The organism is Salinibacter pepae (genome assembly GCF_947077775.1).
GTDB classification, from domain to species: domain Bacteria; phylum Bacteroidota; class Rhodothermia; order Rhodothermales; family Salinibacteraceae; genus Salinibacter; species Salinibacter pepae.
On record NZ_CAMTTE010000001.1, the window covers coordinates 2,191,037 to 2,209,799 of the forward strand.

At 57.7% G+C, this 18,763-nt stretch carries 16 protein-coding genes; 15 read left to right on the forward strand and 1 reads right to left on the reverse strand.

The features are described from left to right. The first annotated feature begins 88 nt into the window (after window positions 1–88). The 10 genes from OJA40_RS09195 to OJA40_RS09240 all read left to right on the forward strand — a co-directional run bounded on the left by OJA40_RS09195 (window position 89) and on the right by OJA40_RS09240 (window position 10,935). The gene (locus OJA40_RS09195; RefSeq protein WP_263810414.1) at window positions 89–616 is read left to right on the forward strand and encodes a hypothetical protein; all 528 of its coding nucleotides are present in this window, start codon (window positions 89–91) and stop codon (window positions 614–616) included. A gap of 456 nt (window positions 617–1,072) precedes the next feature. Continuing rightward, the gene (locus OJA40_RS09200; RefSeq protein WP_263810416.1) at window positions 1,073–1,972 is read left to right on the forward strand and encodes a polysaccharide pyruvyl transferase family protein; all 900 of its coding nucleotides are present in this window, start codon (window positions 1,073–1,075) and stop codon (window positions 1,970–1,972) included. A gap of 23 nt (window positions 1,973–1,995) precedes the next feature. Then, window positions 1,996–2,946, forward strand: coding sequence for a glycosyltransferase (locus OJA40_RS09205; RefSeq protein ID WP_263810417.1), 951 nt, complete (start codon window positions 1,996–1,998; stop codon window positions 2,944–2,946). Beyond that, window positions 2,946–3,857 (forward strand): glycosyltransferase family 2 protein, encoded by a 912-nt coding sequence (locus OJA40_RS09210; RefSeq protein ID WP_263810419.1) that lies wholly within the window; start codon window positions 2,946–2,948, stop codon window positions 3,855–3,857. The genes OJA40_RS09205 and OJA40_RS09210 overlap by 1 nt, the downstream gene beginning before the upstream one ends. A 244-nt stretch (window positions 3,858–4,101) precedes the next feature. Beyond that, window positions 4,102–4,437 (forward strand): acyltransferase, encoded by a 336-nt coding sequence (locus OJA40_RS15300; RefSeq protein ID WP_272506860.1) that lies wholly within the window; start codon window positions 4,102–4,104, stop codon window positions 4,435–4,437. A 7-nt stretch (window positions 4,438–4,444) separates the two neighbouring features. Beyond that, on the forward strand, window positions 4,445–5,302 hold the full coding sequence (locus OJA40_RS09220; protein WP_263810420.1) for a glycosyltransferase family 2 protein: 858 nt from the start codon (window positions 4,445–4,447) through the stop codon (window positions 5,300–5,302). A 21-nt stretch (window positions 5,303–5,323) separates the two neighbouring features. Then, window positions 5,324–6,553, forward strand: a complete 1,230-nt coding sequence (locus tag OJA40_RS09225) for a glycosyltransferase family 4 protein (protein WP_263810422.1) — start codon at window positions 5,324–5,326, stop codon at window positions 6,551–6,553. Between the two features lie 245 nt (window positions 6,554–6,798). After that, window positions 6,799–8,256 (forward strand): O-antigen polymerase, encoded by a 1,458-nt coding sequence (locus OJA40_RS09230; RefSeq protein ID WP_263810423.1) that lies wholly within the window; start codon window positions 6,799–6,801, stop codon window positions 8,254–8,256. 469 nt (window positions 8,257–8,725) lie between these two features. Further along, window positions 8,726–9,799 carry a glycosyltransferase family 4 protein gene (locus OJA40_RS09235; RefSeq protein ID WP_263810424.1) on the forward strand — a complete coding sequence of 358 codons (1,074 nt, stop codon included), beginning with the start codon at window positions 8,726–8,728 and terminating at the stop codon, window positions 9,797–9,799. An 89-nt stretch (window positions 9,800–9,888) separates the two neighbouring features. After that, window positions 9,889–10,935, forward strand: coding sequence for a glycosyltransferase (locus OJA40_RS09240; protein WP_263810425.1), 1,047 nt, complete (start codon window positions 9,889–9,891; stop codon window positions 10,933–10,935). Window positions 10,936–11,013: 78 nt separating this feature from the next. Here the strand turns inward: OJA40_RS09240 and OJA40_RS09245 are convergent, their stop codons facing one another. Beyond that, on the reverse strand, window positions 11,014–13,296 hold the full coding sequence (locus OJA40_RS09245) for a hypothetical protein (protein WP_263810426.1): 2,283 nt from the start codon (window positions 13,294–13,296) through the stop codon (window positions 11,014–11,016). 485 nt (window positions 13,297–13,781) lie between these two features. Here OJA40_RS09245 and OJA40_RS09250 point away from each other — a divergent pair, with 485 nt between their 5' ends. The 5 genes from OJA40_RS09250 to OJA40_RS09270 all read left to right on the forward strand — a co-directional run bounded on the left by OJA40_RS09250 (window position 13,782) and on the right by OJA40_RS09270 (window position 18,691). After that, window positions 13,782–14,867, forward strand: coding sequence for a nucleotidyltransferase domain-containing protein (locus tag OJA40_RS09250; protein WP_263811019.1), 1,086 nt, complete (start codon window positions 13,782–13,784; stop codon window positions 14,865–14,867). Window positions 14,868–15,116: 249 nt separating this feature from the next. After that, on the forward strand, window positions 15,117–15,722 hold the full coding sequence (locus OJA40_RS15305; RefSeq protein WP_272504090.1) for an acyltransferase: 606 nt from the start codon (window positions 15,117–15,119) through the stop codon (window positions 15,720–15,722). A 404-nt stretch (window positions 15,723–16,126) separates the two neighbouring features. Further along, the gene (locus OJA40_RS09260; RefSeq protein ID WP_259110679.1) at window positions 16,127–16,423 is read left to right on the forward strand and encodes a PqqD family protein; all 297 of its coding nucleotides are present in this window, start codon (window positions 16,127–16,129) and stop codon (window positions 16,421–16,423) included. Between the two features lie 51 nt (window positions 16,424–16,474). Further along, window positions 16,475–18,412, forward strand: coding sequence for an asparagine synthase-related protein (locus tag OJA40_RS09265; protein WP_259110678.1), 1,938 nt, complete (start codon window positions 16,475–16,477; stop codon window positions 18,410–18,412). Between the two features lie 132 nt (window positions 18,413–18,544). After that, a complete protein-coding gene (locus tag OJA40_RS09270; RefSeq protein ID WP_259110677.1) occupies window positions 18,545–18,691 on the forward strand; it encodes a hypothetical protein in 147 nt (48 codons plus the stop codon). Window positions 18,692–18,763 lie beyond the last annotated feature (72 nt).

Genomic DNA, 18,763 nt, shown 5'->3' on the forward strand with positions numbered 1-18,763 from the left:
CAATGAACGACCGGTCAACTGTTACCAGCACGAAAATCTGGAGGTTATCGAAGGCAGTTTTCCAGTACCTGACGAGGAATTGGGAAACATGGATGATAAGTTCAGGAAGCTGCGACGTGGTGCCCTACGACTTAAAGGTATCATGAGGAATGAAGAGTATTTCATGGCTGTCGATGCCGATGACCTTGTGCATCGGGGCTTAGCCAAAAAAGTAAACTCTGATGCATGCGAAAATGGATGGTACTTTCCGTATGGCTATATTTACCCAAACAATAGTTATTTTGTTTTCGTAAAAAATGAGTTTTATAAGTATTGCGGGACATCTTCAGTGGTAAAGTGCTATATTGAAGATATGCCTAATTCAGAGAAAGACTCAGGCTCGTTTTATCCTGGTGGTCACAGCAATATTGTAAAAAGGTATAACGACGCGGAAAGACCGCTCAAATCAATTGATTTTATTGGTGCGTGCTATACTGTAGACTCTGGCGAAAACCATTCTGGGGTATCCTGGAGAGGGTGGCATGGAAAAAAAAGATTCATAGAAAAAATGTTAAATATGAGGCCTATAATTTGGAATCAAATATCCCACAAGTTCGGGATGGGCTATTCTGAATAATAACTGTGCTGTTGATAGGGTGTGCTATCAAAAAATTACTAAAATACTTTCTTGTAGAAGCTCGATCGCTGAATCGAGGGGTCAGTGAATTTGAGTGCGGATCAGGTAACGAGGCAAAACATCAGTCGGGTCGTGGTTGCATGGACTACAGTCTCCGGCATCTCAAGAATGTGTAATCCCAAATCAGCCGGCTAATCCTTGGAACCAGCCAACTATCCGTTTAACTACCAATGGATTCAGAAGCAGACTGAAGCCTGGATCTTCCTCTTCCGCCTCTATAATCGAAGGAAGCGAATGGAAGCACCGTCCAACGAGTGACCCCAGAAGGCCCCTCACATGTTACCAGTAAAAGCCGCCCTCAAGCGAGTCACCCTTTCTACCAGACGTTTGGCGTTCGGCTTGCTGGGCACTTTGTTTATTTTCGTACTAACTGACACCTCCTGACTGAGAGATAAAATGACTGTAAAACAGCTACTAAAGAATATTCAAGGTGAAAAAGTATGGTACTGTCCAAATCCTGGCAATGCTGGTGATGCTTTGATTGCTGAAGGAACCTTTCAGATGCTTGAGAGATTAAACATCAAATATAACACAATACATAAAGATCAAAATGTCAACTTGAAAGGAGAAGTAGTTATTTATGGTGGTGGTGGATCATTCACTACGCGCTATGGTCACGTTAAGCAATTTATCGAAAAGCACAGAGGGCAAGCGAAAAGAATTATCGTTCTTCCTCAAAGCATACAGGGAAATAAAAACTTCATTTATAGCCTTGGAGGTAACGTCGATATATTTGCTCGTGAAAGGTATAGCTACGAGCATGCTAAAAAATCAAGCAAAAATGCAAATGTATACATCGACCAAGATATGGCACTTAACATAGATGTGCAAAAAGTGATCAGTAAAGCAAAATGTGGAATACTTTGTATGTCATTGGAGTCATTTGTAAAAAAAATGGTAGGATACAAAAAGGGATTTTATGTACCCTTCAAGAAAAATATGAGTTTTTGCTACAACTACATTTCAAATTCCATAATAGACAACGATGATGTGCTTAACTTCTACCGAAAAGATTCCGAGTCAATAATGGAAAAAGTGCCGGAAAATAACATAGATGTGTCTGATCTATTTACAACCGGAGTATTTAATAAACATACGGCTCTAGCCTCAAGTTATTTCTTTTTAAAATTTGTAAACAGGTATAGTGTTATAAATACTGATAGGCTGCACGGCGCTATAGGGTCTATGTTGTTGAAAAAAGAGGTAAACTTTTATCCAAATGATTACCATAAGAGTGTTGGTGTATATGAGTATTCTATTGAAGGTGAGTATGATAAAATAAGTTGGCACGGATAATTTACGAAGCTTAACTTTCAGGAATGACTGAGGTGAGTGTTAGTATCCTAATTCCCTGCTACAACGCCGAGCAGTGGATTGGCGAGGCTATCGAGAGCGCGCTGGCACAGACATACCCCCACACGGAGGTGATCGTGTGGGATGATGGGTCCACCGACGGGAGTGCTGATGTCATCGCCTCGTACGAGCCGAACATCACGTGGGGAAGCGGGCCCAACCGAGGCGGAGCAGCGGCGCGCAATGAACTGCTAGAGCGCGCCTCTGGATCGTGGATCCAGTATCTGGATGCCGATGATTATCTGGAGTCTGACAAGCTCACCCAGCAGGTAGAGGATCTACAGGTTTCTCCGCAAGATGTGGATGTGTTGTACGGGCCGGTCACGATGCAGTACGAGCAAGAAGAAGGAGTGCGAAAGGACGTGCTGCCGATTGAGTATCCAGACGATCCCTGGGCGTCGCTTGTGACGTGGGACCTTCCGCAAACGGGGGGGCCGCTCTGGCGAAAAGGGGCCATCATGGATGTTGGCGGATGGAAAGAGGATCAACCCGTATGTCAAGAGCACGAACTGTATCTGCGGCTGTTGATGGCTGACAAGAACTTTGTGTACGCCGATTCCGGAGGGGCCGTATACCGTCAGTGGAGCGAGGAGACGGTGTGTCGACGGGACCAACCCAAAACGTATCGGCACCGACTGGCCATCATGCGGCGGGCGGAGGAGTTTCTCATTGACCAGGACATGATGACCCCAGTGCGCCGCCGGGCGCTGAACCAGGCGTATTTGGAATGCAGCCGCATGGTCTGGCTTTTCGACCGGGACTGGGCCCGGTCAATAATTGCACATGTGGAAGCGATGAATGAAGGACAGTTTCAGCCCAGTGATCAGGTACCACGCTCGTATCGGTGGCTTTATCGGCTCTTTGGATTTAATACAGCTGAACGTGTGGCGGCCTGGAAACGAAAGTTGGTGTCGTAATGAGCAACGAGCAGCCTTTCTTTTCGGTTATGATTCCCGTATACAACCGGGCGGAGATGATCTCCGATACGCTGGAGTCCGTCTTCGATCAGGAATACGACGACTACGAGGTCATCGTCGTGGATGACGGCTCAACGGACGGTACCGTTGAGGTCGTGAAATCATACGGTGACCGGGTGACGCTCCTCCAGCAGGAAAACAGAGGCCCCGGGGCAGCTCGCAATACCGGTTTGGAGGAAGTGAAGGGCACGTATATAGCTTTTCTCGACAGCGATGATCGGTGGTTCCCCTGGACGCTGGCGGTGTACGACCAGGTAATTCATGCCCACGATCATCCTGCTTTCCTTGCGGGGAAACCATTTCTGTTTTCGGAGCCCGACGAATTAGGTTCAGTCTCGAGAGAAAGCGTTGGCACAGAGTCCTTTTCGGACTACTTTGCCAGTGGGGATGAGTGGCGATGGTGGGGCGTTTCCTCCTTCGTAGTTCGTGGTGATGAGCTGCGGAAAGTGGGAGGGTTCGCAAATCGGCCGATCAATGCTGAGGATGCCGATCTAGCCCTGCGATTGGGAGAGGCTCCGGGCTTTGTTGATGTGAGGACGCCGGCGACGTTTGCGTATCGCCAGCATCAGAACAATCTGATGTCTTCAGTGGCAAAGAATGCGAAGGGGGGACGACACCTCGTTGAGCAGGAGATGCGGGGAAATTATCCCGGCGGAGAACGCCGTGCCCTGGAGCGGTATCGAATACTTACACGACACATACGGCCCATAAGCCTCGCATGTCTTTGTGCCGGGAGGACAGACGAAGCTTGGGGCTTGTATCGGAATACGGCAGGCTGGAATTGGAAGCTGAACCGGTGGCGTTACCTGTTCGGGTTTCCGATGTACGCACTACGTGAACGTGTCCTATAACGGAGCCTCAAGAATATACGTGACACGATGGGCTGAGAAGGCACATACGGTCGTAAACGGGGTCTGTCGCAAGGCGCGAGCCTGGTGGCTGCGGCAGCGGGGTGTCGCCATGGGGCCGTCCTGTTGGATACAAGATGTGATGATCCCCCGCAACCCTGGAGGCATCCAGTTAGGTGCAGGGGTTATGCTCGATCGACAGGTCGTTCTTTTGGCCGTTGAGGGGAATCGAGAACGACCCTCAATTGTGATTCAGGACGACGCGTACGTCAATCGATTCACATTTATTGACGCGTCAGATCGCGTGGAGATTGGTCCGAAGACGATGATTGGGCCGAACTGTTATATTACCGACCACGATCATGGAACGGCGACCGGGGATCAGGTTGGGGATCAGCCCCTTGTGAATGAACAGGTTCATGTTGGGAAAGACGTATGGATCGGGGCGGGTGCCATCGTGCTGAAAGGGGTTGAGGTTGGCGATCACGCGATCGTGGCCGCGGGGGCTGTCGTTACGGAATCAGTTCCCTCGTATGGAGTAGTGGCTGGAGTTCCCGCAGAGATTATACGAATCCGAGAGTAGGATTTAGATGCCCGACCACACGGTCCCCGTCTCCGCCATCATTCCAACCTGGCGGCGTCTTGCTCCGCTTCGCAAGACGCTCGACGTGCTTCGTTCCTGTGAGCCGTCTCCGGCGGAGATCCTCGTGCACGTGGATGCTGGTGATGACGACACTGCTCCCTGGCTGCGAGAGAATGCGACGGAAGTGCAGGTGCTCGAGAGTGATGAGCGAAGAGGCCCCGGTGGGGGCCGCAACCGCCTCATGGCGGCCTCAAGCCAGCCCTACGTGGCGAGCCTCGACGACGACTCGTATCCGCTGGACGCCGACTACTTCGCCCGTGTCGTGGAGGCGTTTGACCGGCATCCTGAAGCGGGAATGATTGCCGCCGTGATCACACTCCGTGAGGAAGACCCTGAGCCCATTCGAAATGAGGCCGAAGAGGTGGCTCTCTTTACAGGATGCGGGTGTATCTATCGGAGAAAAGCCTGGAGGGAGGTGAACGGATACATTCCCCGAGCCGTGGCGTACGGACTAGAAGAGGTGGATCTGGCGTTGCAGATGTTGGATGAGGGATGGAAAATTTTTCGGGACCACCGTCTGCGAGTCCGTCATGACACCAACCTTACGCACCACGACAATCCAGAGCAGACTGCAAGCACGATCGTAAATACGGCGGTGCTTCCGTACATTCGGTATCCAAAACGTTATTGGTTTTGGGGAGCGGCGCAGTACCTGAACAAAATTCGCTGGTTCATTGCTGCGGGACGAACAGAAGGAATCGGGCGGGGGATCCGGAATACCATCTCGAAGCTTTGGGAGTATCGCGGGCTGCGAAGCCCAGTAGACCCCGATACGCTTCAGAAATTTCGAGAACTGCGGGGGTAGCCCCCGATAGAGTTGAATGAAATGGCTGAACATGCATCCTGGCTCGTTGCCCAGATTGGAGCCCGCGAGCACTACGCCATTGCACGCGGTCTGCATCGGCACGGGCACCTTCAAGGACTGATCACGGACGCCTGGGTGGAGCCCACTTCCCTCCTCCGGTCCCTTCCCGGGCGCCCGTTTCAGAAGTTGACCGAGCGGTATCATTCCGACCTCCGAGGGGCAGACGTACATCACTTCACCCGTTCACTGCTCGGCTTCGAGGCATGGGTTCGCCTGCGGGGAACGACGGGTTGGGACCGCGTCATGCGTCGAAACCAATGGTTTCAGCGTCGGGCGGTGCCTGCTGTCCGGCGCCTCGCTGCCGAGGCGGATGATTCCCCGGTCATCTATGCCTACAGCTACGCCGCCCGTGCCCTTTTTGAAGAGGGGCAGGATCGAAATGCTCAAGCCGTGCTGGGACAGATTAACGCGGGTCCGTATGAGGAGGACCTCGTGGCCGCGCAGCAGGAGCAGCATCCTGGCTTCGACGAGCAGTTCGTGCGGGCCCCGGCCCGCTACTGGGAACACTGGCGAGAGGAGTGCGAAATGGCCGACACCATTGTCGTTAATTCGGACTGGTCCCGCACGGCCCTCGACGAGGCCGGGATCGAGACGGACAAGGTCTCCGTCGTGCCGCTCATCTACGAGGCGGACCCGATTTCCGTCGACGAAGACGCTTATCCGAAGCAGTTTTCTGCGGAGCGCCCCCTGCGCGTTCTCTATCTCGGGACCCTCACGCTGCGGAAGGGCATTGCTCCCCTGTTGGAGGCGGCGTCCCTGGTGGAGGACCGTCCCGTCGAGTGGTGGATCGTCGGCGACGGGCCCGTCACGATTCCGGAGCCCTATCGATCGCACGAGCAGATTCGATGGGTGGGGCAGGTGCCACGGAGTGAGGTGGATGCGTACTACCGGGACGCCGATGTCTTCATTCTGCCCACGATTTCGGATGGGTTCGCCTTGACCCAGCTGGAGGCGCAGGCCCAGGGGCTTCCGGTGATTGCCTCACAGCGGTGCGGAGATGTCGTCCGGCACGGGCAAAACGGGTTACGCCTGGGCGCCGTGACGCCCGAAGAGATTGCGGACGCGGTGGTCCAGTGCCTCAATCACCCGGATCGGCTGCGAGACATGGCCGTACAGGCCACGAGCCGGGTGGCCGATTTTCGGGAGGAAGCCGTACTCCCGCAGCTCCTAAGTGTAGTTCAGGAGGGGTGACGTGTCGGCAAAGAGGAATGCCAGCCCCTCACGGGTCCACGTCCTCCTGAGGCCGACGGCCGTCGGCAGAAGGATCTCTTTGAATGACGCAGAAGCGAGCCTGAGAGGCATGCCGATTCTTTCCCTTTCCGCCTGATTCGAAGAAACTTTTGTCGTATAGAAAGGTCGAGAACTGGATTTTGAGATCACGGGGGTCCGCCAAAACTGAAGACTGACCACCTACCAACACGGAACGGGCAAATGCTATGAATAGAGCAGGTGGCAGCAGAACTCGGGCCCGGGCGCAGCGTCTCCAATCGGCGCCGAATACGCCGGACTGGGGCGCCACGGTCCTGTTCCTGGCAACGCTCTTTGTGACGGCCTTCTTCCTGGATGGCCGCTCCTCCTACGCGGTGGCGCATCGTGCCGCCATCGGGGTTGGGATCGGACTCGGTGGGCTGACGCTCCTCGAGATGCGCCACTCCTGGAGACATCTCTTTCGGGCCGACCTGATGGCGATGGCGGCCCTGTACTTCCTGACACTGTTCGAGTTTTGGTTTTCGCAGTCGGCGTTCGCAAATCAGATTACGGCCCCGCTCGTGCAGCAGGGGGCGGAGCTCGTGCTGTGGGGGTTCGGGGGACTGGCCCTGGGACGTCATTTCGTGCCCGGCCCCAGCCAGAAGGTCACGCGACTCATGCGGCAGCCCACCCCGCCCTCTTTGATCGTCGGGGTATTCTGGGTCTGCATGGGGATCGGATACCTGTACATGCTTCTGGCCGTGAACTTCAATCTTGTGGCCATGGTGGAGTATATGCTGGAGCCTCGGTTTGGTCGGCCCTGGGGACGAGGGCGGCTCGGAGGATGGTGGGCCCTGGTTCATGAACTCAGTTTGTTCAAGTATCTGGTTCCTCCACTCGCAGGAGTCGTTTTTGCCCGCCGTCAACGGTACTCTACCGGACAGACGCTTTCAGTCACCGGAGGGGCGCTCTTTGTTTTGTTCGACGGGTTTGCGAGTGGCACCCGGCACGTCTTCGGCATCTACCTTCTCACCTTCCTCGTCGGATACAGCTTTGCGCTGCCACATGGGAAATGGAAAAAGGCCGCGGTCGTGTCCGGAGCGGGGGCTCTCCTGATGTACTGGGCGACGAGCGTCATGCTGGCGTTCCGGGGCATCGGGCTCGGGGCGTACGTGGCCCTCGGCGGCAGCAGTCGGTATCTTGAGGGAAAATCGGGGCTCTTCATTGACTACAATCTGCGAAACATTTCCCAGTTGACGGAGGCCTTTCCGGAACCCTACGGTTACCTCGGGTGGGAAGTCCCGTACTGGGCGTTGGTTAAGCCCATTCCCCGCGCGTTGTGGCCGGGCAAGCCGACGGGACTGAGTACGGGAATTGAGGAGGCCCTGGGCGCTGAAGGGTTGACGCTGTCGACGACCTTCGTTGGGGAGGCCTACATGGCCGGGGGAACGGTCGGCGTCGTTCTGATCGCCACGGTCCTCGGGATGCTCTGCAGCTGGTGGACGCAGCACCTGACACGCCGAAACTCGGACTTGGGCATTCTCGTCTACGCGTCGGGCTTCTTTGCAATCGCCGTTGGAATGCGCAGCATGTTTTGGGTCACCACGGGCATGCTGCCCGCCGTGGCCGCCGTCGTGGGGGGAACGATTTTGCTCCGGCAGTACACCTCGTCTCGGCCCCAGCGTGCGGCCCGGGCCGTCCATTGAATCGGGGAGGCAGCGGCTCGGATGCAGTGCGAGAAGGCAATTGTGCCCGTTCTCTCCCCGCCACATCTCTGTGACAAGAATTCCAATGAGGCAGGCGCAGCGGAGGGCAATTGCATGAGCGCAAACCGTCGCTCCAAACTCGATTTGGAGCCCATACTTCCGGAAGGGGAAGCCTGCCCATTCGGTCGGATAGGTCCCACACGAGCGAAGCGACTGATGCAATAAATCAAGTTTGGGACGACAAACCAGAGGGCTTTTTTGTGTCTCCACTGCCAGAAAATGGATGTCTGAGCATCCGTCTGAATCTGCTAGCTATTGATGCGGTTGCCCTGAGGCGCAGCGTCGCCGTCAGAATGACCCGTGAGTGCGAACGTTTTTCTGGGTAAGAATCCCTCTCTCTGTGAACGTTGATCGATCGCCGTCCACGTCGCCTCGGAACCTGCAGGCGAACGAGACGCCTCGATACAAAATGGGCGTCTTGTCCGTCGTGCCCTCCCCGTATCAGCGGGATTTGTTTGCGGCCCTGGCGGCGCGCCCGGAGGTCGACCTTGAAGTGTACTATCAGGAGGATGCCGTTCCCGAGTCTCCCTGGCCGGCGTATGAGTTGGCCCCCTACGAATCTGTGCTTTCGGGGTTTTGGCTAGGCTCGGGGCCGCGTCGCCTGTACATCAACTGGAACCTCCCCAACTTTCGGGCCTTCGACGTGGTCATTCTGAACACGAGCTACCTGTCGCTTGCCACGCAGTGGCTGATGCGTGCAGGACTGGGCGAGACGCCGTGGGTCGTGTGGGCCGAGCGACTGCGGGCACAAGATTCGAAGATCAAGCGAGCGGCCCAGCGCCTGTTGACCGCACCCTTCGGGGGGGCCAGTGCGATTGCGGCCATCGGCACGCTCGCCCGTCGCCAGTACCAGCAGCGGTTTCCGGATCAGCGGGTCGTGAACATTCCGTACCATTGCGACCTGAGTGCGTATCGGCGCGTCGCCGGGCAGTCGTCCTCCGGCGAGGGGGTCACCTTTCTGTTCTGTGGACAGATGATCCATCGGAAAGGGGTGGATCTTCTTCTGCGGGCCTTCGAGTCCCTCGTAGCAGACGGATTGGACGTTCGTCTCGTGCTAGTGGGGCGGGAGGCCGAGCTCCCAGAGATGATGGGGGACGTGGGGACGGCCGCGCGAGGACGCATCGCTTTCGAGGGGTTTCAGGATCCGGAGGACCTTCCTCGCTACTTTGGGCAGGCCGACGTGTTCGTGCTGCCGAGTCGGCATGACGGGTGGGGCGTGGTCGTCAATGAAGCGCTCGGGGCCGGCCTGCCGCTGATTTGCTCCAAGGCCGTGGGCGCAGCCCACGATTTGGTTCGCCCTGGAGAGAACGGAGTGGTAGTCTCGCCCGGAGAAGAAGAACCCCTCCGGAAGGCGATGATGCGCATTGCACGAGACGATGCGCTCCGGCAGTCCTGGCGGCGCACATCGCGCGAGGATGCAGCGCACTGGACCCCCTCAGAGGGGGCGAAGAAGTGGACAGAGCTCGTAGAGTCGGTAGTCTGAAGGTTACAGTGGCACTTCCGGTCGGGGGCAGATAAGGGGGCCGGGCGGAAGAGTAGGGGGGCGTAAGTCTCATTTTTTATGCCAATAGCATGTCCCTGAACGTCGCATTCTTCGAGCCTCCTCCTCAACAAGCGGAGGGCGGGCTCGAGCGGGCGATCGAGATGCTCGACGACTATTTCGAGCCGCGGGACGTCCAGGTTCGGCGACGTGCGACGGCATCCGAGGTGTGGAGCCGTCCCCCGGACCTGGTCCACTTTCACGGCCTCTGGCAGCCCGACCACGCGTGGGCGTCGTGGCTGTGCCGCCGCCTCGACGTGCCGTACGTCGTGTCCCCGCACGGCATGCTGGAGCCATGGGCCTGGGCCCAAAAGAAATGGAAGAAGCACCCGTACTACGCCGCAGTCGGGCGGTTTCACCTGCAGGGGGCCGATGGTGTGCTCGCGACGAGCAAACAGGAAGCGTCGAATCTCCAGGCATTCGTTTCAGAAGACCAACTTCGGTCCATTCCTCTGGCGATCACCGACGATGTTGGACCGGCGTACTCCGAGGCCCGGGAGGCCTTGGAATGGCCCGATGATGAACGGGTGCTGCTGTATCTGTCACGAGTACATCCCAAGAAAGGACTGCACATGCTGCTGGAGGCACTCGTCGATCTACCGTCTTCGGCCAAGGAGAAAAAACGTCTCGTGATCGTAGGGCCAGGCCCTGACGACTACGCGGAGCAGCTCAAGTCATACGCACAGCAGCATCGAGATCGGCTGCCCCAAGTAGATTGGGAAGGCCCTGTGTGGGGAAACGAAAAGTGGACGTATCTCCAAGGGGCGGATCTAATGTGTTTACCCACGCACTCTGAGAACTTCGGACTCGTTGTCCTTGAGGCACTACAAGTCGGGACCCCCGTGCTGACTACAGACACCACACCTTGGGACTTTCTTCAGGAGTGGGCAGCGGGACTTATCGTTGCTCCAGACGTGGAGGAGATTGGAGAGGCCCTGAGATCTTTTAATGAGAGATTTATGTGGACTGACTCAAAGCGTCATCAGTTGGCCCGCAGAGCAAGAAAACGTTTCTCAATGTCTAAGGTGGGCTCAAAATACGCTGAGGTTTATGGGGATGTCTCCAAGTTCAGTAGATAGGCCAATGAAGAAGTTAAAATTGAAATTTAAAAACAAATACGAAGTTAAGGTAGAGTTATGAGTGAGCACGCTATTCGGCTATTCGACTATGCTCCACATCTTGCTGGGACGGTCAAACTCTACTTGTACTGAGTCACTTGAAGACGTGAGGCTAAAGTCACTTGTCCAGGCATGGTTGGAAGAGTCAGCTGGAAGAACAATCTCACCTTTGCCACCAAACAGCCACACACGCTGTCCATCAGATGCCCTCGCTTCAAGCTCCACATTATACGGGCCGTTGAGCCCTTCTTCTACTGCGTACTGTTCCGAGTATGCCCGAATAGTTTCGTCGCTATACAGCGTTCTTGGGCTAGGAGGGCCATTTCCAGTGTACGTATTTTCTTCCAAGAGGGGGTAGACGTCAGCGCCGTTTCCACCGAAGGAAATACCTTTGCTTCCATCGAACTCATTGTTTGTGATAACGAGTCCCTGCATGTCGGTAGACCCCGCTGCCCTGTAAGGTGATGCCGAGTTCAAAAATGTGTTCTCCGTAATCACACCCTCGTAGTATCCGTTTTGCCATTTCATCGGGTGCGTCCCCTCCGTATCGTGCTCGTTTCCCGACACGTCCAGATTGGCCCTTTCTCCCCCTGACCCGAAATTCGCAAGCCACAGCTTCCCTCCCTGAAACGTGTTGTCCGTGATGTTCAAATCGTACGGACCACTTTCCAAGAGAAAGTGAGGGTTTGTCGACCCCGAGTGGTCGAAAGAGTTGTTCGTCCACGTCCATGTTTGCCCGTCAGCAAGATTTTGGGAATCGTCAAGGGCCAATGCTATACAGCCGTCCCCCGTATTACACCCTTCATATGTGTTATTCCGGTGTACGGAGGTTGCATTTGGAATCCCTTCGGCCAGAAGCTCCCCCCAAAACCGAACTCTCGGCCCAAACTTCGAGTCTTCTACAAGCTGATCTTTCGCCGTGGCAATGTTGTACGCACTCCCGTTGCTCTCGTGGCTCCATACGCGCCGAACAGTGACGGTGCCCAGTCCGAAACCGCCATTGTAAATGACTTCTCCTCGATAGCCATACACATGAACGTCCTCGATTTTTAGGTCTGTAAGATTGCCACTAGGGTTAGCCGATAGGTGAAATCCTTTATGAGTCAAGTCCCAACCATTATATGTGTCTACAGAGTCTTCATCGAGGTTCCAACTGTAGTCTCCAGTGTGTTCGGCTTGACCGTGAAGCTCGAATCCCTTCAGCGTGATGGCACGAGCAGAGTCGGCACTTCCCTGAGCCAACCCTGGGAAAATCGCCATGCCACTTCCGCGCATCACATCTGTGTGGTCAGACCCACTAGGGTCGGGGCCGAGGTACATATACGATTCTTCGCTTCCAGGCGTCCCAATGTAGGAACATCCACCCATGTCTCCCCACCCGCAGGCCCCCGCTCCCATGATCGTGATGCTATCCCTCCGAATTTCGATGTGGTGGCGGGTGTCACGGTCTGGAAAGTCATCACTCCACTTTTGATCGGCAGCAATGTAGATGCTGTCCGAAGGGAGGCACACAGTTCCACCAGCAGGAGCGTCTGCAATCGCAGCGTTTACGGCCTCAAGATTAGAAACCCGGTTTAGGCTGTCGGCGGATGCCCCAGGATTAAGCGTTCCATATTCCCCGACTGCCACTGATTTCGGTGCGTTCAAGCAAGCCGTCGGGTACTCCAAGTTGCTCGAAAGCGGAGGATCGGGGTACGAAAGCGTTTGCGAGGTTGAAACATGCACCTTGAACCCCTCCCCGGGCGCTAGTTGCTCGAGTTGGTTGATGCCTTCGTCGGGGACAAACGCGTCTCCCGTCTCATCCTTGACCATTGAAAGCGCGCCTTCGATGGAGGCCAGCGCCTCCATCGGTTCCTGGGACGTGTTGGGCAGATACGAGACGGTATTCCAGCCCTTCTCAAGGGGAATGTCGGCCTCGTTGCTAACCGGAAGACGCCCTTCGATGACGAGGGTTTGGGGAGATGTGACGTACACCTCGTAGCCTGCCCGCACCTCCCAGTCGCCGATCGTGTTCGTGCCATCGCTGGGTTTGTAAACCGTGCCCGACGGGCCTCTGACGACCTTGACCGCGTCGGCGATCGGGGCGAACACGGCCTCCATGCTCGGGGCGTCCGGCACCAGCCGGCTGGAGATCAGGTTCCATCCCTCCTCGAGGGCGATGTGCTGCGTGTCCGCCGGCGCGAGGGGCGTCTGCTCCGCCGATCGTAGAGGCGAGGCCTTGGGGGAGGCGGCCTCCATGCCCACTGCCCCTGCACAAACCAGAACGAGCGCGAGGAGCCCCGGTACACTGTACCAGCGGCCGAAAGACGAGTCTGTGGTCATGGCGTCCAAAATAAGTACGTGCAAATGATGTCTGTGCCTCTGGTCTGCTGATGCCCAATCCAGCATCTCACCTCTACAGTGTAGCGCGAAACCTTACTCCATCATATTCGACAAAATACGTTCCATCGCGTACGGATGCAGCGGTCCGTCCCACCCAGAAAAATCCTGCGGGCCTGCCACTCCTCGCAGCCCGCTCGTGGACAGGGGCTTGCGGAAATCATGAGCAGCGGCGTAGGGACGAGAGTCGGAACCGAAAACCGAGAAAATGTACCCCCGTACGTACGTTCTTCCCGGTCTGGGCGGCCCGTCGCCGCCTTCACCGCATCTCGCTGACGGGAATAATCTTCGCATGGGCTTGACGCTCCCTTGGGGGAATCGTTACGCTGATGTTCACTACTATGTCTCAGTAGAGAGCGTGCCCGGCCCACTTCCGCACCGTTTCGCATCTCCCCGTGACATCGTCGTCCTCCCCATTTCGGCTGCTCGTGGCCTGTGTTCGCCCAGGGACGGGGGCCGAACGTGCAGAGGCGGTTGCGGCCCGGCTCTCTGAGGCCACAGACTGGGACCGGCTCCTACAGCTCGCCGTGCACCACCGGGTCCGTGGGCCGCTGTATCGGGGGCTTATGTCCCTTCCTCCGGATCGGGTGCCGGCCGACGTGCAGGACAGCCTCGGGTCCATGGCCCGGGCGGCCGCGCTTCAGAACAAGTTCCTGATCGGGGAGATGGGCCGCGTCCAGTCGCTCCTCGCCGACACGGGGGTGCAGAGCCTTGCGTTTAAGGGCCCCGTGCTTGCTTACACGGTATATCGGGATGGCCGGTACCGGCATACCCGCGACATTGACCTTGTGGTTCGCCCGGCGGATTTCGAGCACGCGAAGTCGCTTCTTCTCCAGGACGAGTACAGGCCGTTTCGGGACCGAACGGCATCGCTTCTGGACCGCCTCGGGGTCTATCTGAATCAGCAGACGGCCCTCATCCGCGGCAATACCTTCGCCATTGACCTGCACGCCAGCCTGACCCCGATTGTGCACGCCAGCGGGGCCCAGTTTGAAGGTCTCTGGGGCCGGTCCGTACGGCAGGCCGTGGAGGGTGCCTGCATTCGGCTGCTCCACCCCAGGGATCGGCTGTTGATGCTGTGCCAGCAGGCGATCAAGAACCGCTGGAACCGCCTGAAGTACACCTGCGACGTTGCCGAGTGCCTTTGGGCCACGGACGAGCTGGAAGGTGATCTGAACTGGCGGGCACTGTGGGACGAGGCCCAGCAGACGGCCCAGGCGCGGCTGCTGCTCGCGAACCTGTTCATCGCCCACGAGCTTTTCCAGACGCCCCTGCCAGACTTTGTGCACGCCGAGATCGAGCGCGACCGGCACGCCAACCGCATTGGCCGATGGGGGGTGCGCAAACTGCGGTCCGGGCTGTCCTCCGTGGGGGTGAGCGTGTCCGAGCGGATGTGGCTGTACTGGACCGTTCAAGACACCGTGTCCCACAGCATCCACTACGCCGGGTACTCCCTCGTGCGCAACCTCTGGGAGCAGGCCCAGCACGTGCGGTCGGCGCTTCGCGGCCCGTGAGAGCCTCTTTGGCTTTTGACCCGATCCGCGGCGTTTTTGAAATACACCGCAGGACGCTCCAATATCTCCGTCAGGGCCCGGGGCCGGCGGTCAACCTATGGAATTGGGGCCTCCGGTCTTGAAGAAAATGCCGCCCGGATGACTGCGAAGGCAGGGCGCCGCCCTCTTGATCCATGGAATCGCTCCTACGCCCCCCGTCCATTCGCCCAGCCACCCCGCGCTGATGACGCATACGCAATGAGTCCTCGTTTGTCCGAACTTCTACAGATGCCCTGGCGGATCACGAACGAGGTGCGCCGCCGGCTGGCCTACCCCTACATCCGGTGCGCCTTTGCGTACCATGGGGTGGCGTGGGGGCGCGGGTGGCGCGTCCTGGGCATGCCCATTATTCAGCGGCACCGGTCGAGCACAATCGTACTCGGGGATGGAATCTATCTTCGGTCGTGGCCGCGGTCGAATCCCCTAGTGCCCCACCACCCGGTAGTGCTCGCGACTCGGATGGCAGGCGCGCGGATTGAGGTGGGCGAGAATTGCGGCTTCTCGGGGACGACGTTCGTGGCGGCCGAACAGATCACGGTTGGCAACCGCGTGCAGATCGGCTCGAACGCCTCGGTCGTAGACACGGACTTCCACCCGCTGCGGCCGGAGGTGCGGCGCGAGAACTTCAACGCCGGGGCCCGTGCGCCCATCGTAATCGAGGACGACGTGTTTGTCGGGATGGACAGCCTGATCTTGAAGGGCGTGACAGTGGGGGAAGGGAGCGTGGTGGGCGCGGGGAGCGTCGTGAGCCGCGACGTGCCGCCGGGGGCGGTGGTGGCAGGCAACCCGGCCACGGTCGTCACCGAGCTGGATTAAGAATTAGAGAGGGAGAGGGCCGCGCTCCCCAACGGTGTTCGGTGCTTTGGAGCACGACTGACAATCCAAAAGAACAAGAATGCCGGGGTGGGCGACGCTTCTTTTGATCAGTGGGCATTTTGCAAAGAGCCTCTCGGTCTGCTGCTCTACTGGCGCGGGGATACCTGTTGGCGCGAGAATGCATAGCGCGTGCATCGCGAGGTCCTCAGGTGCAGGCGGCCAACCGCTGCGAGCGGACACGAGCCGGAACCGGGGGGCGATGGGCGTTATGACACACGTGGAGGGGGGGGCGTCCAGACGGGAGGCCCGCCGCCCGATTTGCGCCGCCCATACGTGCCTGCGACTCCTCTGTACAGCTTTTCAAAGCCCAACATCCATTCCGATTCTCAACGTCACTGCCATCCATGGTTGAACACAAAGACATGACGAACGCCTCTACTGTCGTCGCGTCCGACGGCGTCACCTCCACGGAAATCGAAGGGGAGCATGTTCTTCTGGACCTTGACGAGGGAATCTACTACGGACTCAACTCGGTCGGAGGGGCGATCTGGAAAGAACTGCAGGAGCCGACGTCCGTCGAGGCGATTGTCCGTGCGATCACGGACGCCTACGATGTAGGGCGCGAAGAATGCCGGGAGGACGTTCTTGCGCTTCTCGATGACCTGCAGGACAACGGGCTCGTGGACGTCCGCGAGGCGTAGTGCGGGAGTCGTTCCGGGCAGAGCACCCTTCCTCACAGCTTTGATGCGCCGATGAGCGGGATTGCGGGCATTTACCATCTCGACGGGCGGCCCGTCGACGAGGAGATCGACCGGATGGTGGGGGCCATGGAGCACCGCGGGCCGGACGGGATTCACACGTGGCGAGAGGGTCCGGTGGGGCTCGGGCACTGCCTACTCCAAACGACGCCTGAAGACCGGTACGAGTCGCTACCGCTGGTGGACCGGACTGGAAGCTACGTCGTCACCGCGGATGCGCGAATCGACAATCGTCGTGCGCTCATCGGCACGCTCACCCCACCTGCACCGGACGGACGCCCGGTCACGGACACCGAGATCATCCTCGAGGCATACAAACGGTGGGGACGGGACTGTCCCAAGAAACTGCTGGGGGCCTTTTCATTCTGCGTGTGGGACGCTCGTGAACAATATCTTTTCTGTGCTCGAGACCACTTTGGGGTGAAGCCGCTGTATTACTGTCAGCTACACGAGCAACTCTTTGCGGTCGCCTCCGAGGTAAAATCACTCCTTCAGATTGAAGCCGTCCCGCAAACCTTGAACGAGATGCGCATCGCGGATCAACTCGGGTACTTTGGGGGGGACAAGGAAAGCACGTACTTCAAGAGCATACGACGGATTCCGCCCGCGCATGCGAAGACGGTCGGCAAGGCGCAAAGCGATTCTATCGAGTACTGGTCGTTGGATCCCGGCCGGACATTGAACTTGGACTCCCGAGAGGACTACGCGGAGGCATTCCGCGAGCTGTTCACGACCGCCGTGTCGGACCGCATGCGGAGCCAGGCCCCCATTGGATGCATGTTGAGCGGTGGGCTGGACTCCTCGTCCGTCGCGTGCGCGGCACATCAGGTCCGCGATAAGCAAGCGGATGATCGCATACGCACCATTTCGTGTGTGTTCGACGAGACGCCCGAAAGCGACGAGCGGGAATACATCTCCGCTGTTCTTGAGGCGCATGACTTCGCGCACACTTCCTTCCGCGGAGACTCAATCAATCCCATATACCCATTTTTGGACACTCTCTCCGGCGCGCTGGATATTCCGTTGCGGGGAGGGGGCAATCTATACGTGCAGCACAAGGCATATGACATCTTGCAGTCCGATGGGGCCCGCGTGGTCCTGAGTGGGTTCGATGGGGACAGCACGGTCTCACACGGCTTCGGGCGGCTCCGTGAGCTGGCCGAAGCCGGACGCTGGTTTTCGTTTGCCCGCGTGGTGCGGGCGTACGCTCAGAACATGGGGAGGAGCGCTTACGAGATTGCCCGGCCATACCTGATTCACTTCATTGCGGGACCAGTTGTCTCACGCATCCCCGGGTACCAGCGCCTCCGCCACGCGACGAGGGGGATTCTGGGTGATGGGGAAGAAGACGATACATTCATCGACCAAGACGACCTACTAGATTCCGACTTCGCAGACCGTTCGGGCTGGACGGAGCGGAAGCGCAGCATTCTGAAGGAGGCGCGAAAAAATACCACCGGCCAGCGCGATCTCCAGCATCGGCGCCTCACGGGCGGTGGCATCGTTGCGGCCCTGGAGGAAACAGAGCGCACGGCCGCCCTCGTGGGCATCGAGGCACGATTCCCATTCTGGGACCGCCGGCTCGTCGAGTTTTGCCTCGCGGCCCCTCCGGAGCTGAAGCTGGGGAAAGGCTGGACGCGTCGGATTCACCGACTTGGGACGGACGGTATTCTGCCGGAGAAGATTCGGTGGCGCCGAGACAAAGGAAATCTGGGACATGCGTTTCGACGGCAACTTGTCGACGCCAACGCAGGCCGACTCAGTGAGCTCTTGTCGCGCCCACTGCGCATTCGCGACTACGTGAATGTGGACACGGTTCGGAAGTGCTGCGACTCGGCCCTCGACTCAGGTCAAACCACAAGCGTAGAAGCTCATCACCTGTGGAACGTGCTCACGCTTGAACTTTGGCTTCGCCGTTTCGAAGAAGGCTAATCCAAAAGTTTATTACTGCACTTAACAAAAGTATTGACTTTTGCGGTGCTGAGCCGCTATGCTAACTTATGGGTATAGCCAAGCCATACCCATGAACCGAACTGTTCTTTCAACTAACTACCCAAGGCTGACATGAGCACCCAAAAGCTTCCGTACAGCTCCCCGGAGATCGCAGAACTCGGCAATGTTGAGACGCTCACGGGGAAATTTGCCACCAATAACGTGACCGATGTCCCTCAGGGTGACACCCAGCAGCCCAACGAAGGGGTAAGTGCGTAGGCAAAAGGTCCAATTCTTCGGTGTACACGAATCGGTGTACATGAAAAGAGCCCAGCGCCGGTGTCTTAGCAT

What these genes read in the sequence shown, in the direction of transcription:
- OJA40_RS09240 (WP_263810425.1), top strand. Translation starts at nt 9,889, where the DNA reads ATGTCCCTGAACGTCGCATTCTTCGAGCCTCCTCCTCAACAAGCGGAG.
- OJA40_RS09200 (WP_263810416.1), top strand. Translation starts at nt 1,073, where the DNA reads ATGACTGTAAAACAGCTACTAAAGAATATTCAAGGTGAAAAAGTATGG.
- OJA40_RS09220 (WP_263810420.1), top strand. Translation starts at nt 4,445, where the DNA reads ATGCCCGACCACACGGTCCCCGTCTCCGCCATCATTCCAACCTGGCGG.
- OJA40_RS09265 (WP_259110678.1), top strand. Translation starts at nt 16,475, where the DNA reads ATGAGCGGGATTGCGGGCATTTACCATCTCGACGGGCGGCCCGTCGAC.
- OJA40_RS09205 (WP_263810417.1), top strand. Translation starts at nt 1,996, where the DNA reads ATGACTGAGGTGAGTGTTAGTATCCTAATTCCCTGCTACAACGCCGAG.
- OJA40_RS09210 (WP_263810419.1), top strand. Translation starts at nt 2,946, where the DNA reads ATGAGCAACGAGCAGCCTTTCTTTTCGGTTATGATTCCCGTATACAAC.
- OJA40_RS09260 (WP_259110679.1), top strand. Translation starts at nt 16,127, where the DNA reads ATGGTTGAACACAAAGACATGACGAACGCCTCTACTGTCGTCGCGTCC.
- OJA40_RS09225 (WP_263810422.1), top strand. Translation starts at nt 5,324, where the DNA reads ATGGCTGAACATGCATCCTGGCTCGTTGCCCAGATTGGAGCCCGCGAG.
- OJA40_RS09235 (WP_263810424.1), top strand. Translation starts at nt 8,726, where the DNA reads ATGGGCGTCTTGTCCGTCGTGCCCTCCCCGTATCAGCGGGATTTGTTT.
- OJA40_RS09195 (WP_263810414.1), top strand. Translation starts at nt 89, where the DNA reads ATGGATGATAAGTTCAGGAAGCTGCGACGTGGTGCCCTACGACTTAAA.
- OJA40_RS09245 (WP_263810426.1), bottom strand. Translation starts at nt 13,296, where the DNA reads ATGACCACAGACTCGTCTTTCGGCCGCTGGTACAGTGTACCGGGGCTC.
- OJA40_RS09230 (WP_263810423.1), top strand. Translation starts at nt 6,799, where the DNA reads ATGAATAGAGCAGGTGGCAGCAGAACTCGGGCCCGGGCGCAGCGTCTC.
- OJA40_RS09270 (WP_259110677.1), top strand. Translation starts at nt 18,545, where the DNA reads ATGAGCACCCAAAAGCTTCCGTACAGCTCCCCGGAGATCGCAGAACTC.